The sequence below is a fragment of the Stutzerimonas azotifigens DSM 17556 genome (assembly GCF_000425625.1).
Lineage (GTDB): Bacteria > Pseudomonadota > Gammaproteobacteria > Pseudomonadales > Pseudomonadaceae > Stutzerimonas > Stutzerimonas azotifigens.
On sequence record NZ_KE384416.1, the window covers coordinates 79,986 to 95,336 of the forward strand.

Annotated in this window: 14 protein-coding genes; 3 read left to right on the top strand and 11 right to left on the bottom strand. The window is 69.8% G+C overall.

All coding sequences use genetic code 11. From position 1 onward, the window contains the following. Positions 1-131 precede the first annotated feature (131 nt). The 6 genes from H610_RS0118985 to H610_RS0119010 all read right to left on the bottom strand — a co-directional run bounded on the left by H610_RS0118985 (position 132) and on the right by H610_RS0119010 (position 6,172). Entirely contained in the window at positions 132-347 is a 216-nt protein-coding gene (locus tag H610_RS0118985) for a dodecin (protein ID WP_028241132.1), read from the bottom strand. 81 nt (positions 348-428) lie between these two features. Next, positions 429-656 carry a KTSC domain-containing protein gene (locus H610_RS0118990; RefSeq protein WP_408055006.1) on the bottom strand — a complete coding sequence of 76 codons (228 nt, stop codon included), beginning with the start codon at positions 654-656 and terminating at the stop codon, positions 429-431. A gap of 5 nt (positions 657-661) precedes the next feature. Then, positions 662-2,458, bottom strand: a complete 1,797-nt coding sequence (locus H610_RS0118995; protein WP_028241134.1) for an ABC transporter ATP-binding protein — start codon at positions 2,456-2,458, stop codon at positions 662-664. Continuing rightward, positions 2,458-3,606 carry a glycoside hydrolase family 1 protein gene (locus H610_RS0119000; protein ID WP_028241135.1) on the bottom strand — a complete coding sequence of 383 codons (1,149 nt, stop codon included), beginning with the start codon at positions 3,604-3,606 and terminating at the stop codon, positions 2,458-2,460. The genes H610_RS0118995 and H610_RS0119000 overlap by 1 nt, the downstream gene beginning before the upstream one ends. Before the next feature lie 143 nt (positions 3,607-3,749). Further along, entirely contained in the window at positions 3,750-5,000 is a 1,251-nt protein-coding gene (gene glf, locus H610_RS0119005; RefSeq protein WP_028241136.1) for a UDP-galactopyranose mutase, read from the bottom strand. Beyond that, positions 4,988-6,172: a glycosyltransferase family 1 protein gene (locus tag H610_RS0119010; protein WP_028241137.1), complete on the bottom strand. Its 1,185-nt coding sequence runs from the start codon at positions 6,170-6,172 to the stop codon at positions 4,988-4,990. The genes glf and H610_RS0119010 overlap by 13 nt, the downstream gene beginning before the upstream one ends. A gap of 411 nt (positions 6,173-6,583) precedes the next feature. On the opposite strand from H610_RS0119010, the gene galE reads away from it, so the two are divergent. Next, positions 6,584-7,627 (top strand): UDP-glucose 4-epimerase GalE, encoded by a 1,044-nt coding sequence (gene galE, locus H610_RS0119015; protein WP_028241138.1) that lies wholly within the window; start codon positions 6,584-6,586, stop codon positions 7,625-7,627. 396 nt (positions 7,628-8,023) lie between these two features. Here galE and H610_RS0119020 read toward each other — a convergent pair whose 3' ends face one another. From H610_RS0119020 to purE, 5 genes are all read right to left on the bottom strand, one after another. Further along, on the bottom strand, positions 8,024-8,701 hold the full coding sequence (locus H610_RS0119020; protein ID WP_028241139.1) for a uracil-DNA glycosylase family protein: 678 nt from the start codon (positions 8,699-8,701) through the stop codon (positions 8,024-8,026). A gap of 26 nt (positions 8,702-8,727) precedes the next feature. After that, positions 8,728-9,267, bottom strand: a complete 540-nt coding sequence (locus tag H610_RS0119025; protein ID WP_028241140.1) for a DUF3299 domain-containing protein — start codon at positions 9,265-9,267, stop codon at positions 8,728-8,730. A 52-nt stretch (positions 9,268-9,319) separates the two neighbouring features. Continuing rightward, the gene (locus tag H610_RS0119030) at positions 9,320-9,571 is read right to left on the bottom strand and encodes a GlsB/YeaQ/YmgE family stress response membrane protein (protein WP_028241141.1); all 252 of its coding nucleotides are present in this window, start codon (positions 9,569-9,571) and stop codon (positions 9,320-9,322) included. 104 nt (positions 9,572-9,675) lie between these two features. Continuing rightward, positions 9,676-10,761: a 5-(carboxyamino)imidazole ribonucleotide synthase gene (locus tag H610_RS0119035; RefSeq protein WP_028241142.1), complete on the bottom strand. Its 1,086-nt coding sequence runs from the start codon at positions 10,759-10,761 to the stop codon at positions 9,676-9,678. A gap of 33 nt (positions 10,762-10,794) precedes the next feature. Continuing rightward, entirely contained in the window at positions 10,795-11,283 is a 489-nt protein-coding gene (gene purE, locus H610_RS0119040) for a 5-(carboxyamino)imidazole ribonucleotide mutase (protein ID WP_028241143.1), read from the bottom strand. 302 nt (positions 11,284-11,585) lie between these two features. On the opposite strand from purE, the gene adhP reads away from it, so the two are divergent. Together adhP and H610_RS24225 are read left to right on the top strand one after the other, a co-directional pair. Beyond that, complete coding sequence (adhP, locus tag H610_RS0119045; RefSeq protein WP_028241144.1) at positions 11,586-12,608, top strand: alcohol dehydrogenase AdhP; 1,023 nt, start codon at positions 11,586-11,588, stop codon at positions 12,606-12,608. Between the two features lie 482 nt (positions 12,609-13,090). Then, positions 13,091-15,349, top strand: a complete 2,259-nt coding sequence (locus H610_RS24225; protein ID WP_084166507.1) for a putative bifunctional diguanylate cyclase/phosphodiesterase — start codon at positions 13,091-13,093, stop codon at positions 15,347-15,349. Positions 15,350-15,351 lie beyond the last annotated feature (2 nt).

Consider the following 15,351-nt stretch of genomic DNA (forward strand, 5'->3'; position numbering starts at 1 on the left):
CCCTCTCCCCTCGGGTGAGGGCCGGGGTGAGGGCTGGTCTGCACCGACCGTGGATTGTGGTGGGCTGAAGCGGAACGCCGCCCGGCCCCTACGCCCACGCGTGCAACCCGAAGGCCGGGCCGAATGGATAGTCAGCTGTCCTTCAGCCGGAAGCCGATCTTCACCGTGACCTGGTAGTGGCCGACCTTGCCGTTCTCCACGTGCCCGCGGACCTCGCCGACCTCGAACCACTCGATGAGCTCAAGGCTCTTGCTGGCCTCGGCGATGGCGTTCTGGATGGCGTCGTCGATGCTGGTGCGCGACGAGCCGACGATTTCGATCTTCTTGTAGATGTGGTGATCGGTCATGAACTTCTCCTTCGGTCTGCCAGAGCCTCCGCTCGAAGAATGCGTCCTGCCTAGTTCTGGCCCGCGCACGCGCGGGTAAGTTCAGCCGGACGGCGGGCCGCCCTCGTCGAGGGCTTCGTAGGGGTAGCCGGCGGCCTTGAATACCTGGTTGAAGTGCTGCCCGATCGACTCCGCCTCGAGCAGCTCCAGCACCGCCGCGGGCGGCACCTGGCGGTAGCGGTACAGCCGGCCGCCGTGGAAGCGCACTTCCAGCACACCGGCATCGAGGTCGTAGCCGAGGCTGTCGATGGCCTCGGAGTCGATCGCCACGTGCTTCACGCCGTGGCGCCCGGTAGCGGGTCGAACCCCTCCGACTGCAGGCGCCACAGGCGCGCGAATTCGCCGCCGTGCTGGCGCAGTTCCTGGGGCGAGCCGTCTTCGACGATCTGACCATGGCGCAGCACCACGATGCGGTCGAAGCCGGACAGGGTCGACAGCCGGTGCGCCACCGCCAGTACCGTGCGGCCTTCGACCAGGCGGTTCAGCGCGGCCTGGATCTCCGCCTCGGACTGGGTGTCGAGCGCCGAGGTGGCCTCGTCGAGGATGAGGATCGGCGCGTTCTTCAGGAACGCCCGGGCGATGCCCAGGCGCTGGCGCTGGCCGCCGGAGAGCATCACCCCGCGTTCGCCGACCAGCGTTCGGTAGCCCTCCGGCAGCTCGCGGATGAAGCCGTGGCAGAAGGCCTGGCGCGCCGCCTCGTAGACTTCCTCGTCGGTGGCGGTGGGGCAGCCGTAGCGGATGTTCTCGAGGATGCTGCGGTTGAACAGCGCGGTCTCCTGCGGGACCACGGCGATCTTCTCGCGCAGGCTATCCTGGCTGACGCTGCGGATGTCCTGCCCGTCGATCAGGATGCGCCCATGCTGGACATCGTCGAGGCGCTGCAGCAGGCCGATCAGGGTCGACTTGCCGGCCCCGGAGGAGCCGACGATGCCGACCTTCTGCCCCGGCGGGATGTGCAGGTCGAGGCCGTTGAACACCTGGCCGCGGCCCGGGTAGCTGTAGGAAATGCGTTCGAAGCGGATGTCGCCCTCGGCCAGCAGCAGGCGATCGGATGGATCGTCCAGCGCGTGCGGCTGCACCACGATGTGCAGGGTGTCGGCGATGGCGCCGAGCTGCTGGGTGGCGTCCACCAGCGCCAGCGCCAGGTCGCGCGAGCCGTGCAGGATGCGGAAGGTCAGCGCGCTGACCAGCACCACGTCGCCGGCGGTGACGCCGCCGCCGAGCCAGCTGCGCACGGCCCAGACGAGCATGCCGCCGGCCATCAGCGACAGGCAGATGTCGTGCAGCACCCGCGCCTTTTCCAGGTACATCCAGCTGCGCCGCTGGGCGTGCGCCTCGTAGCCGATCTCGTGGGCCAGCCGCTCGGCCTCGCGGTCGCGCGCGGCGAAGGCCTTGATGGTCCAGACGTTGGAGACCGCGTCGACCAGTTCGCCGCCGACACGCGCCGCCTGGCTGGCGAAGCGCTGGTGCTTGGAGCGGCCGCGGATGCCGAAGCTGGTGATCAGCAGCGCGACCACCAGCACGAAGCCGATCAACGCCACCGCCATGCGCCAGTCGACGGTGAACAGCACGATCACCGCGCCGATGAAATCGACGATCGGCGGCACGATCTTCCAGGTCAGGCCGCCGTAGATGGCGCCGGCGGCCTGCCCCACCGCCGAGATGCGGTTGCCCAGCGAGCCGGCGAAGTGCTCGGTGAAGTAGCGCATCGGGTGGCCGGTGAGGTATTTGAACAGGTCGACGCGGATGTCCACGCAGCTGGCCACCACGGTGCGGCAGCCGAGCCAGCCGCCGAGGCGCCAGAACAGGTTCTCCAGCACGATCAGCCCGAGGAACAGCCACAGCGGCGTCCACACGTCCGCCGCGGCGCGCTCGGCCGCGCTGCTGGCCGCGGCCATGGCGTCGACCAGCAGCTTCATGCCGTACTGAACGGCGACCGCGCAGAGCGCGGCGCTGACGATCAGGGCGAACAGCCCGCCGAAGTGCCGGGGGCGCTTCAGCACGTAATGCCAGAGGAAGGCCACCGAGCCGTTGGGCATCGGGGTTTCCGGCAGCTTCTGCGGGGCGTTCATCAGGTCACCGGTTCGGTGTCGTGGTGCGGTTCGAGGGCGGCGAAGCGCGTCTGCTGCAGGCGCAGCTCGTCGGCCAGGCCTTCATGGAGCACCCGCTCGCCGCTGTCGTCGGCGAAGCCGAACAGGCCGGTGGGGCAGTGGCGTTCGTCGTCCCAGCCCGGGTAGTCGAGGATCGGGTACAGGCAGATGCCCTCCACCGGCACGCCGCGCTGCAGCGCCAGGCCGACCTGCTCGGCGACGTAGCGCAGCCAGTGGCCGCGCAGGTCGCCTTCGGCGCCGGTCTCGGCGACCAGCAGCGGCCGCCCGTAGCGCTTGTGGATCTCGGCGAGGATGCCCTTGAACGGCCGGTAGTCCGGATGGCCCTGCTCGATGGTGGCGCCGCCGAGGTACCACTGGTTGTTCGAGTAGTAGTTGATGCCGACGATGTCGAGGTACTCGGGCTTGCCACCGAGCCCCGGCCAGGCCTTGCCGCAGAGCATGTCCCAGGCCTCGAACTGGGCCTGGCGGGCGACTTCGGCCTCGCGCTGCGGGCCGGGCCGGTCGCTGCTGGCGCGGATGTGGATGGCCGGGTCGACCTGGACGAAGCGCGCGCCCGGATCGACGGCGCGGATGGCGTCGATCGCGGCGATGCTGGCGCGCACCAGCTGTACCTTCAGCTCGGCGCCGCGGCCGACGCCCATGGGGTTGAACTGGCCATGATCGCCGCCGGCCCAGGACCAGTAGGAAATCTCGTTGATCGGCGAGTAGAACGCGGTGCTGCCGGTCTCCTCGCGCACCAGCTTCGCCGCCGCGGCGGCGAAGCGGGCGAAGCGCTCGACGAACTCGGGGCGCCAGACGTCGATGTCGTCCGGCCAGCCGTAGTGGCACAGGTCCCAGATCACCTGGGTGCCCTGCTCGTGGGCGGTGCGCAGCATCGGCAGGAAGCTCGACCAGTCGTAGTGGCCCGGCGTGCGTTCGATCAGGTGCCAGCGCAGGCCGTCGCGCACCGTGCCGATACCGTGCCGGCGCAGCGCCGCGTAGTCGCGCGCGGCCCAGCGGTCGTGGCCGGTGGAGACCAGCAGGTCGAGCCGGCGGCCGTCCGCGCGCCGGTGCGTCGAGCACTCGAAGCCGCCGAGGAAGAATGTCTGGAAAAGCGAGGGCCGATGCATGTTCACCTCTTGGACGTTCGACTCGCCGCGAGCTCCGCTGTCGCAGCGAGCCGTGAAAATCTTGGCGAATGGCTGATTCGCCGCGGTAGCGCCCCCGCGGCGGGCGGCCGCCCGTGCGCGCCGACCGCCCGCCGGGGCGATGGTCAGGACTGCGCCGCCAGCCCGGCCTCCTCGGAGACCGCCACGCCCTGCGCGGCCTCCTCGATGCGCTTGTACAGCGCCAGCGCCTGCCCGACCACCTGATCCATGTTGTAGTACTTGTAGGTCCCCAGCCGGCCGACGAAGGTCACGCCCGGCGTTTCGTCGGCGAGCTTCTGGTAGCGCTTGTAGAGCTCGGCGTTCTCCGGCCGCGGGATCGGGTAGTAGGGGTCGCCCTCGGCGGACGGGTATTCGTAGGTGACGCTGGTCTTCGGGTGCTCCTGCCCGGTGAGGTGCTTGTACTCGCTGATGCGCGTGTAGGGCACGTCCTCGGCCGGGTAGTTGACCGTGCCGACCGCCTGGAACTGCGCCTGGTCGAGACTCTTGTGCTCGAACCTGAGCGAGCGGTACGGCAGCTTGCCGAAGCAGTAGCCGAAGTATTCGTCGATCGGCCCGCAGTAGATCAGGTGGTCGTATTGCACCTCGTTACGCACCTCGCGGTAGTCGGTGTTGAGCATCACCTTGATGTTCGGGTGCGAGAGCATCCGCTCGAACATCCGGGTGTAGCCGTGCCTGGGCATCTGCTGGAAGGTGTCGGTGAAGTAGCGGTCGTCGGTGTTGGTGCGGGTCGGCACCCGCGAGGTGACCGACTTGTCCAGCTGCGACGGGTCCAGGCCCCACTGCTTGCGGGTGTAGCCGCGGAAGAACTTCTCGTACAGCTCGCGGCCGATGCCGTTGACCACCACGTCCTCGCTGGTGCGGATGTCCTCGACCGGCTCGGCGCGGCTGGCCAGGTAGTCGGCGGCCTCCTCGTCGGTGGTGAGGTTCAGCCCATAGAGCCTGTTCAGCGTCGTGCGGTTGATGGGAATCGGTACCTGCTGGCCATCCACCTGCGCCAGCACCCGATGCTCGTAGGGGCGCCACTCGGTGAAGCGCGACAGGTAGTCGACGATCCGCTGCGAGTTGGTGTGGAAGATGTGCGGGCCGTAGCGGTGGATGAGCACGCCGGCGTCGTCGTAGTGGTCGTAGGCGTTGCCGCCGATGTGCGGGCGGCGGTCGACCACCAGCACGCGCTTGTTCAGCCCCGCGGCCAGGCGCTCGGCGAGCACGCTGCCGGCGAAACCGGCGCCGACGATGAGGTAGTCGAAGCCGCGCTCGCGCGCCGGCGCGGCCGGTTGCAGGTTCAGTTCGATGGGGCTGTCGCTGCCGCCGCCGGCCTGCTCGGGGTTGCGGTCCTGGGGGATCACATCGCGCATGTCATTTTCTCCTTCATCAGGCTCCAGGTGTGGTCCCAGGACATGTCGCCCAGGATGCGGTCGGCGCTCTCGAGCAGCCGGTCGCGGTCGCCGGCGTCGGCCAGCGCCGCCTCCGCGGCGGCGATGAATTCCTCGGGCGTTGCGGCGATCCGCACGATGCCGGTGTCGCCGTAGGTACGCACCACGTCGGTGATGGGGGTCGAGACCACCGGGCAGCCGCCGGCCAGGTACTCGGGGGTCTTGGTCGGGGAGATGAAGCGAGTCGAATCGTTCAGCGCGAAGGGCATGATCGCCACGTCCCAGCCGGACAGGTACTGCGGCAGCTCGTCGTAGGTCTTGCCGCCGAGGTAGTGGATGTTCTCGCGGCGCGGCAGGTCGGCCGGGTCGATCTTCACCACCGGGCCGACCAGCACGATCTGCCAGTGCGGGCGCAGCGCGGCGACGCGGTCGACCAGCCCGATGTCCAGGCGCTCGTCGATCACCCCGTAGAAGCCCAGGCGCGGATGCGGGATGGCCGCCTGGTCCTCCGGATCGGCCTGCGGCCGTCGCGCCGCGGCGAAATGCTCGACGTCGACGCTGCTGGGGAACGGATGGGCGTTGTCGTGCCGCTCGCGCTTGGCCTCGTACAGGCTATAGCCGCCGGTGAACACCAGGTCGGCGCGCGCGAGCAGCTCGCGCTCGCGCTCGACCAGCTCCGGCGGCGCGCCGCGAAAGGCCGACAGCTCGTCCATGCAGTCGTAGACGGTCAGTGCCGGCTTCAGGTGGTCGGAGAAGGCCAGGCTCATCGGCGTGTAGTACCAGAGCATCAGCTCGCCGACACCGAGCTTGGCCAGGTAGCCGTCGAGCAGTTCGCGCTGGGTACGGCTGGCCGCCTCGCCCTCGCAGCCCTGCGGCAGCCGCGGGATCAGCACCTGCACGCCGTTTTCCTCGGGGCGCACCTCGAGCCAGGGCCTGGCGTCCTCGGTGGGGATCGGCTCTTCGAAGAACAGCACGTTGAAATCCCGGGCGAAGCGCGACATCAGGTGCTGAGGACGCTGGTAGACGAAGCTCCAGCGCAGGTGGGACAGGCAGAGCAGGGTCGGCACCTGCTCGTCGAAAACGACCTCGACGGGGGGCTTCTGCGCGTTGCGCGACTTGCCGATGTCGTACTGGAAGGGACCGGCCCAACTCATCTAGCACCTCGTTCGGACTTGCCACGACGCCGAATCCGTCCAGCTGCCACGGCACCTTGAAAGCGGCGCGATCCTGCGCACGGTGGTTCGGAAAAGGGGCTTGACAAGGCATCACCCTTACGCTTCCCGCCGGCTATGGACGATGGAAAATGCGTTCGGTTCCCCCCGTGTTATCAACTTGACACTCCGTCGGCTGGCTGACGGGTCCCACGGAACTTGGCACCTCCACGCCCGTCCTTAGAACAGGTCGTCGTATCACCCGCGGTGTTGGATATGTGAGCAGGCCCCTCGCCGCCGCCTTCCAATCCGGCACCGATAACTCTTCTGGAGCCTCACCCGTGCAGCGCCGCCCTCGGACGGCTCGCTGGCGTGCGTCTCCGAGTATTCGAAACTGCAAGACCGGAGGTAGACATGATTCTGGTGACAGGGGGGGCAGGCTATATCGGCTCCCATGCGGTCCTGGAGCTGCTCCTGGCAGGCCACGACGTGCTGGTGCTGGACAACCTGTGCAACAGCTCGCGCCAGGCCATCGAGCGGGTCGAGTACCTGGCCGGCCGACCGGTAAATTTCGTGAAGGGCGACGTGCGCAACCGTCCCCTGCTCAACGCGCTGTTCGCCGCGTACCCGATCGGCGCGGTGATGCACTTCGCCGGCCTCAAGGCGGTCGGCGAAAGCGTGCGCGAACCCCTGCGCTACTACGAAACCAACGTCAGCGGCAGCATCGCGCTGTGCCAGGCGATGGCCGAGGCCGGGGTGTTCCGCCTGGTGTTCAGCTCCTCGGCGACGGTGTACGGGGAAACCAGCGTGATGCCGATCAGCGAGCAGTGTCCCACCGGGGTGCCGACCAACCCCTATGGGCAATCCAAGCTGATGGCCGAGAACGTGCTGCGCGGCCTGGCCAACTCCGACCCGCGCTGGTCGATCGGCCTGCTGCGCTACTTCAACCCGATCGGCGCGCACGAGTCCGGGCTGATCGGCGAGGACCCCAACGGCATTCCCAACAACCTGCTGCCCTACATGCTGCAGGTGGCGATCGGCCGGCGGAAGGAGCTGAACATCTTCGGCAACGACTACGCCACTCCGGACGGCACCGGCGTGCGCGACTACATCCACGTGGTCGACCTGGTGAAGGGCCACCTGCGCGCGCTGGAGCGGCTGGAGGACACCACCGGCGTGCACGTCTGGAACCTCGGAACCGGCCAGGGCCATTCGGTACTTGAGATGGTCCGCGCGCTGGAGGAGGTGTCCGGGCGCACCATCCGCTACAGCATCAAGCCGCGCCGCCCGGGCGACATCGCCCAATGCTGGTCCGACCCGCGCAAGGCCTGGAGCGAACTCGGCTGGCGCGCCGAACGCGACCTCAGGACCATGCTCGCCGACGCCTGGCGCTGGCAGTTGCAGAATCCACGCGGCTACACGGTGGAGAAGAAGGTCCCGGCGGCGCTGGCGAGCTAGGCGCCCGCGACCGGCCAGCCCCTCACCCCAACCCTCTCCCCGGCGGGGAGAGGGGGTTGATCCGGTGCCGCCCGCAGCCGTGCAACCGGGTCGCAGGCAGAGCCTGCTCCTACAGGCGCTGCACGCGGCTTTTCCGTAGGAGCGAGCGCTGCTCGCGAATGCCTCCCGGCAGCGGCTGCGCCCGGCACCAAACGACCGGTGGCGCCAGGCTCTTCCCTTCTCCCTCCGGGAGAAGGTGGCCCGCAGGGCCGGATGAGGGCCGCGCATACGGCCTGACACCGAACCGAAGTCGCAGGCAGAGCCTGCTCCTACGGGTGCTGCACGCGGCTTTCCGTAGGAGCGAGCTCTGCTCGCGAAGGCTTCAGCGCCCAGAGGGCCGGATTGAGGGCGCTTGCCCTACCCTGCAGCGCCGATTCCCAGGTCCTGGAGCCGCCCCTCCAGCAACCTCGGAAAACGCCCGAGCCAGACCCGGTTCAGCGGCGACGGATGCGGCAGCGGGTGCAGCCGGAACGCTCGCGACGCCTCGCCCTCCCCCTGCAATTGCACTTCGACGCTCGCCGTGAAGCGGTCCTCGCGCTGCCAGAAGGCCTCGAGCGCCCGGCGTGTCTCCGGCGGTTGGTCGAGGCCGAACCAGAGGAAGGCCTCGCGGCCGAGGGTGATCACCTCGCGCCCGTGCCACTGCTCGCCCAGCACCCGGCGCAGCATGGGCGCGAAGCGGCGTTTCACCGCCAGCGACCAGGCGCGGTTGCCGAGCGGCTTGTAGGGCACGGTGTTGAGCCAGAAGAAACGCGGCGTCAGCGCGCGCAGCGCCTCGAGACCGTCCGCCTCGCGGCCGTACAGGTGGCGATGCAGGCCCTGGCGCAGCAGCCGCCCGCCGGCACCGACGAAGGGCTCGCCCAGGCGTACTTCCTCGCGCCCCGGGTCGCGGCCGAAGAAGCACAGCGGCGAATCCGGATCGCCGAGGCCGAGCAGCGGCTCCAGCGGATCGCGCCCGGCCTCGCCATAGCTGTCGCGGTCGATGCCGTCGAGGTCGGCGGCCAGCGCACGAAACGCCTGGTGCAGGGACGCTTCCATGCCGGCCGCTCAGTGCGCCGCGCAGGTCACTGCAGGTCCGCCTCGTCGACCGGCGTGACCGCCTCGGCGGCCAGCGCATAGGCGGCGTCGGCCAGGGCGTTGCTGACCGGCTCGACCTGCAGGCGGCCGTCGATCCACAACGGCGCGTAGATGTCCTCGATGGCCACGCCCTTCGGGTAGCGCACCAGCACGATCTGGTTCGGCGGCGGCGGCGGCACGTGGATGCAGGCGCCCGGGTAGGGCACCAGGAAGAATTCGGTGCTGCGCCCGCGGGCGTCGGTTTCCAGTGGCACCGGGTAGCCGCCCAGGCGCACCTCGCGACCGTCGAGCGCCGGTACCGTCTTCGCCGAATACATCACGTCCGGCAGCCCGCTGCCCTGCTTGAGCCCGCCCTGGTCGCTGAAGCCCAGCCCTTCGGGCGAGTCGTGGCTGATCTCGGGCATGGCTTCCAGGGCCTGGCGATCCTCGGGCGGCATCAGTTCGAGCCAGTCGAGTTCCGCCGGCGCGGCCTGGGCGAAGGAGCAGGAAAGCAGGAAGGCGAGCAGCGGGATGAGCAGTGGGCGCATGGGACGGTCTTGGTGGAGGGAACGGGCCGCCCGGGAGGCGGCCCGGAGCGGATCAATGCCTGCGGCTGGTGACCAGGCCGTAGATGACCAGCAGGATGATCGCACCGACTACGGCGCCGATGAAACCCGCCGCTTCGCCCGCACGATAGATGCCCACGGCCTGGCCGCCATAGGTGGCCAGCAGCGAGCCGCCGATACCGAGCAGGATGGTCATGATCCAGCCCATGCTGTCGTTGCCGGGTTTGAGAAAGCGTGCGATCAGGCCGACGATCAGGCCGATGATAATGGTGCCGATGATGCCCATGGGCAGTCCTCCTCAGTCGTATACGCAACAGTGCGTGTCACCTTGTGGACCGGAGAACACGCCCGACGGTTCGGTCGGAACCGCCGAGCCAGACGGCCGGAGGCTCAGCCGCGGGCGATCAGCGACTCCACCGCTGTGATCTGCCGATCCAGCGTGGCGCGGTCCGGGCAGCGCAGGGTGGCGTGGCCGACCTTGCGCCCGCTCTTGAACGCCTTGCCGTAGTGGTGCAGGTGGCAGTCCTCGATGGCGACCACCTTCTCCACCGGCGGGACCGAGCCGAGGAAGTTGAGCATGGCGCTCTCGCCGACCTTGTCGGTGGCGCCCAGCGGCAGCCCGGCCACCGCCCGCAGGTGGTTCTCGAACTGGCTGCACTCGGCGCCTTCGATGGTCCAGTGGCCGGAGTTGTGCACGCGCGGGGCGATCTCGTTGGCCTTCAGGCCGCCGTCGACCTCGAAGAACTCGAAGGCCAGCACGCCGACGTAGTCCAGGTGCTGCAGCACGCGGCCGACGTAGTCCTCGGCCAGCGCCTGCAGGGGATGACCGCTGCTGGCCACCGACAGCCGCAGGATGCCCTGCTCGTGGGTGTTGTGCACCAGCGGATAGAAGCGCGTCTCGCCGTCGCGGGCGCGCACGGCAATCAGCGAAACCTCGCCGGTGAAGGGCACGAAGCCTTCGAGGATGCAGGGCACGCTGCCCAGTTCGGCGAAGGCGCCGGCGACGTCCTCGGGCCTGCGCAGGACCTTCTGGCCCTTGCCGTCGTAGCCCAGGGTGCGGGTCTTGAGCACCGCCGGCAGGCCGATGTCGGCCGCCGCCTGGTCGAGGTCGGCCTGCGAGGCGATGTCGGCGAAGGCCGGCGTGGGAATGCCGAGGTCCCTGAACAGCGATTTCTCGAACCAGCGGTCGCGAGCGATGCGCAGCGCCTGCGCGCTCGGGTAGACAGGCACGAACTGGGCGAGGAAGGCCACCGTCTCGGCCGGCACGCTCTCGAATTCGAAGGTAACCAGATCCACCTCGTCAGCCAGCTGGCGCAGGTGGTCCTGGTCGCCGTAGTCGGCGCGGATGTGCTCGCCGAGGGCGGCGGCGCAGGCGTCCGGCGCCGGGTCGAGGAAGGCGAAGCTCATGCCCAGCGGCGTCCCCGCCAGGGCCAGCATGCGGCCCAGCTGGCCGCCACCGATCACACCGATTTTCACGTCATCTCTCCAAGGAGCGGGCCGGGTTCGCACTCAGCCGCGCGGGTCCGGGTTGTCCAGCACGGTCTGCGTCTGCTCGTCGCGAAAGCGCTTGAGCGCCTGATGGTATTCGGGGAATTCATGGCCGAGGATGCTGGCCGCCAGCAGCGCGGCGTTCACCGCGCCGGCCTTGCCGATCGCCAGGGTCGCCACCGGCACGCCGGCCGGCATCTGCACGATCGACAGCAGCGAGTCGACGCCCGACAGCATCGACGACTGCACCGGCACGCCGAGCACCGGCACGTGGGTCTTGGCGGCGCACATGCCCGGCAGGTGCGCCGCGCCGCCGGCACCGGCGATGATCACCCGCAGCCCGCGCTGCTCGGCCTGCTCGGCGTAGCGGAATAGCAGGTCCGGGGTGCGATGCGCGGACACCACCGTCACCTCGTGGGGAATGCCCAGCTTTTCCAGCATCTCGGCGGTATGACTGAGGGTGGACCAGTCGGACTTGGAGCCCATGATCACGCCTACCAGTGCGCTCATCGTCGTGCCTCTCGTTCGGTTCGGGGCGCCAGCGGGCGCGTCAAAAACGACGAGCCACGCTTGCGGCGTGGCTCGGGAAAACAGGGCGAACCGCCCGGTCGGCGCGGCTCGAGGCGGCGCAGTATACCCGAAAGGCCGGCGCCTCGAGCACCTGCGCCCGGTCCCTGCCGGCAGGCAGGGCGACGTGGACGGGACCGTTCGTCGGGTCGTCGCCGAAAGCCGACGAAGTCTTGCGCTGGAGCAATGCCCGGGGCACGCCAGCAGCCAGACTTGAGCGGACCGCCCATGAGGAGGAAAACGCGATGCCCCAGACCATGAAAGCCGCCGTTGTCCACGCCTACGGCGAACCGCTGCGAATCGAGGAAGTGCCGGTGCCGATGCCCGGCCCCGGACAGATCCTGGTGAAGATCGCCGCCTCCGGCGTCTGCCATACCGACCTGCATGCCGCCGAAGGCGACTGGCCGGTGAAGCCGCCGCTGCCGCTCATTCCCGGCCACGAGGGCGTCGGCCACGTCGCCGCGACGGGCGCCGGGGTCACCCGGGTCAGGGAGGGCGACCGCGTCGGCGTGCCCTGGCTGTACAGCGCCTGCGGCTACTGCGAGCACTGCCTGACCGGCTGGGAGACGCTCTGCGAAAGCCAGCGCAACACCGGCTATTCGGTCAACGGCGGCTACGCCGAGTACGTGCTGGCCGACCCGAACTACGTCGGCCTGCTGCCCGATGCCGTGGGCTTCAACGAGATCGCGCCGATCCTCTGCGCCGGCGTCACCGTCTACAAGGGCCTGAAGGTGACCGGCGCGCGCCCCGGCCAGTGGGTGGTGATCTCCGGCATCGGCGGGCTCGGCCACGTCGCCGTGCAGTACGCGCGGGCCATGGGCCTGCACGTGGCCGCGGTGGACGTCGACGACGCCAAGCTGGAACTGGCCAGGAAGCTCGGTGCCAGCCTGACGGTCAACGCGCGCACGGAAAACCCGGTGGAGGTGATCCAGCGCGACATCGGCGGCGCCCACGGCGTGCTGGTCACCGCGGTGTCCAACAGCGCCTTCGGCCAAGCTATCGGCATGGCCCGCCGGCACGGCACCGTGGCGCTGGTGGGGCTGCCGCCGGGCGACTTTCCGACGCCGATCTTCGACGTGGTGCTCAAGGCCATCAGCATCACCGGCTCCATCGTCGGCACCCGCGCCGACCTGCAGGAAGCCTTGGAATTCGCCGGCGAAGGCCAGGTGAAGGCGACCATCCACACCGACCGGCTGGAGAACATCAACCAGGTGTTCGACGACATGCGCGGAGGCCGCATCGAAGGGCGCGTGGTGCTGGCGTTCTAGCGAAAGGTCTTCCCTCATCCGGCCCTGCGGCCACCTTCTCCCGCGGGAAGAAGGGAAAAGCCGGCGAGCGGCACGACCTGTGAGGCGGTCTCGACCGCGAAACGCGCCCGCACGACGCTTTCTTTCCCTGTGGGAGGCGCGCCCTCGCGGCGACGGGATGGAAACACTCGCCCCGAGGGCGGGCCCACACAGCCCTCATCCGGCCCTGCGGGCCACCTTCTCCTGCGGGGGAGAAGGAAAAGCGCGGTCTCGACCGCGAACGGGCCCGCATGCCAGCGCCCGAGGCCGCTTGACCTGAATCAATACCGCCCGGCCAGGCAGGCCGGACAATGGCGGCACAATGCCAGCGGGTGTCGCCATGCCTCGGCGTCTCGCCTTCGCCGCCGGACGCGCCACGGCCCTGCCCGGCGCCCGCATCATCGATCCACTGCGGTAGACGTCCGGACGCGGCCGCAGGCGGCTGCGCCCTCACAGGAGCGTGCATGCTGAACGAACAGGAGTTGCTGGATCTCTGCCGACGGATCGGGCTCGACCTCGCCGAGGCCGCCACCCGCTGCCGCTTCCTGCACTGGAGCGACGCCGACGCGGCGCGCCTGGCCGCCGCCGCCGATGCCACCGAGCCGGCTCAGCGGCAATTCATCGAAACGCTGTACGAGGAACTGGCGCGCTTCGAGCCGCTGGCCGCGCTGCTCCAGGACCCGCGTCGGGTAATGCAGCTCAAGCACAGCCAGCTCGACTACTACGAACGCCTGTGGCGCGGCCCCTACGACCGCGACTACGTGCTCGACCGGCTGAACATCGGCGTCGTGCACCAGCGCGTCGGCCTGGACCTGAAGTGGTACCTGGGCGCCTACCGGCTGTACCTCGACGGCATGCTCGACGCGGTGTTCGATGGCCAGCGCCCGGCGGACGAGGCCCGGCTGCTGTACGGCAGCCTGCTCAAGGCGGTGTTCTTCGACCTCGGGCTGGCCATCGACACCTACGGCGCCGTCCAGCGCGAGGCGCTGGAGGACAGCAAGGGGCGTTTCGCCCGCGCCCTGCGCGGCGCCAACGACGGCATCTGGGACTGGGACATCGGCCACGACCGGCTGTACGTCTCCTCGCGCTGGGCGGGCATGCTCGGGCTGTCGCGCGACACCCTCGGCGAGGGCTGCGCCGGCTGGTTCGAGCGGGTGCACCCGGACGACTTGCCGGGCCTGCGCCAGGCGATCCAGGCGCACCTGGCCGGGCACAGCCCCTGGCTCAGCCACGAATACCGCATCCGCCGCCACGACGGCAGCTACCTGTGGGTGCTGGTGCGCGGCGTCGCCGAGAACGACCGGCGCGGGCACCGGCGCATGGCCGGTTCGCAGACCGACATCAGCCAGCGCCGTGCCGCCGCCGAGGAGCTCAGCCATGCCGCCCGCCACGACCCGCTGACCGGCCTGGCCAACCGCCTGCGCCTCGACGAGCTGCTGCACCAGGCGCTGGAGCGGCGCCAGCGGCCGGGCGCGCGGGAGAGCGCGCTGCTGTTCGTCGACCTCGACCGCTTCAAGCTGATCAACGACAGCCTCGGGCACGCGGTCGGCGACCAGGTGCTGGTGAAGGTGGCGCGGCGCCTGGCCGCCTGCCTGCGGCCCGGCGACCACCTGATCCGCTTCGGCGGCGACGAGTTCGTCGCGCTGCTCGACGATCTCGCCCACCTGGCCGACGCCGAGCAGGTCGCCCAGCGCATGCTCGACGCCCTGCACCACCCGCTGCAGCTGGGCGAACGCACCCTGGTGGTCGGCGCCAGCATCGGCATCGCCCCGCTGCTCGATGGCGGACAGCCGCTGGACGCCCTGCAGGCGGCCGACCTGGCGCTGTACCGCGCCAAGGAGGCCGGCAAGGCGCAGTTCGCCCGCTACAGCGAGGAGCTGCAGGCGGTGGCGCAGCGGCGCCTGAACCTGGAGAGCGCGCTGGCCCAGGCCCTGCAGAAGCACGAGTTCGAGCTGCACTACCAGCCGATCTGCCGGCTCGACCCGGACCAGCCGAGCGTCGTCGGCGTCGAGGCGCTGCTGCGCTGGCGCCAGGACGGCCGCCTGGTGTCGCCGCAGGAATTCATTCCGGTGCTGGAGGAGTCGGGGGAAATCGTCACGGTCGGCGACTGGGTCCTGCGCACCGCCTGCCGGCAGGTGCTCGCCTGGCAGCAGGCCGGGCTGACCACGCTGCGCTGCTCGGTCAACCTGTCCAACCGGCAGCTGCTGCAGCCGGCCTTCGCCGCGCGCGTGGCCGACATCCTGCGCGAGACCGGCCTGCCGCCGGCGAGCCTGGTCCTCGAACTCACCGAGAGCCAGCTGATGCGCGACTGCCCGCAGACCCTCGCCTGCCTGCGCGAACTGGCCGACCTGGGCGTGCGCCTGGCGCTCGACGACTTCGGCACCGGCTACAGCTCGCTCGGCTACCTCAAGCGCTTCCCGCTGCACATCCTCAAGGTCGACAAGAGCTTCATCGGCGGCGTCGCCGAGGACGCCGACCTGCAGGCGATCAGCCGGGCGATCATCGGCCTCGGCCGCAGCCTGCACCTGGAAGTGATCGCCGAGGGCGTCGAGCAGCCCGCGCACCTGGCCTTCCTCGCCGGCGAGGACTGCGCGCTGGCCCAGGGCTTCCTGTTCAGCCGGCCGCGCCCGCCGGCCGAGCTGGAACGGCTGTTCCGCCGCATGGGCGGCAGCGACGCGCGCTGGTGCCTGCGCAGCGCGCGCGAAACCGGGATGCCGGCCTGACC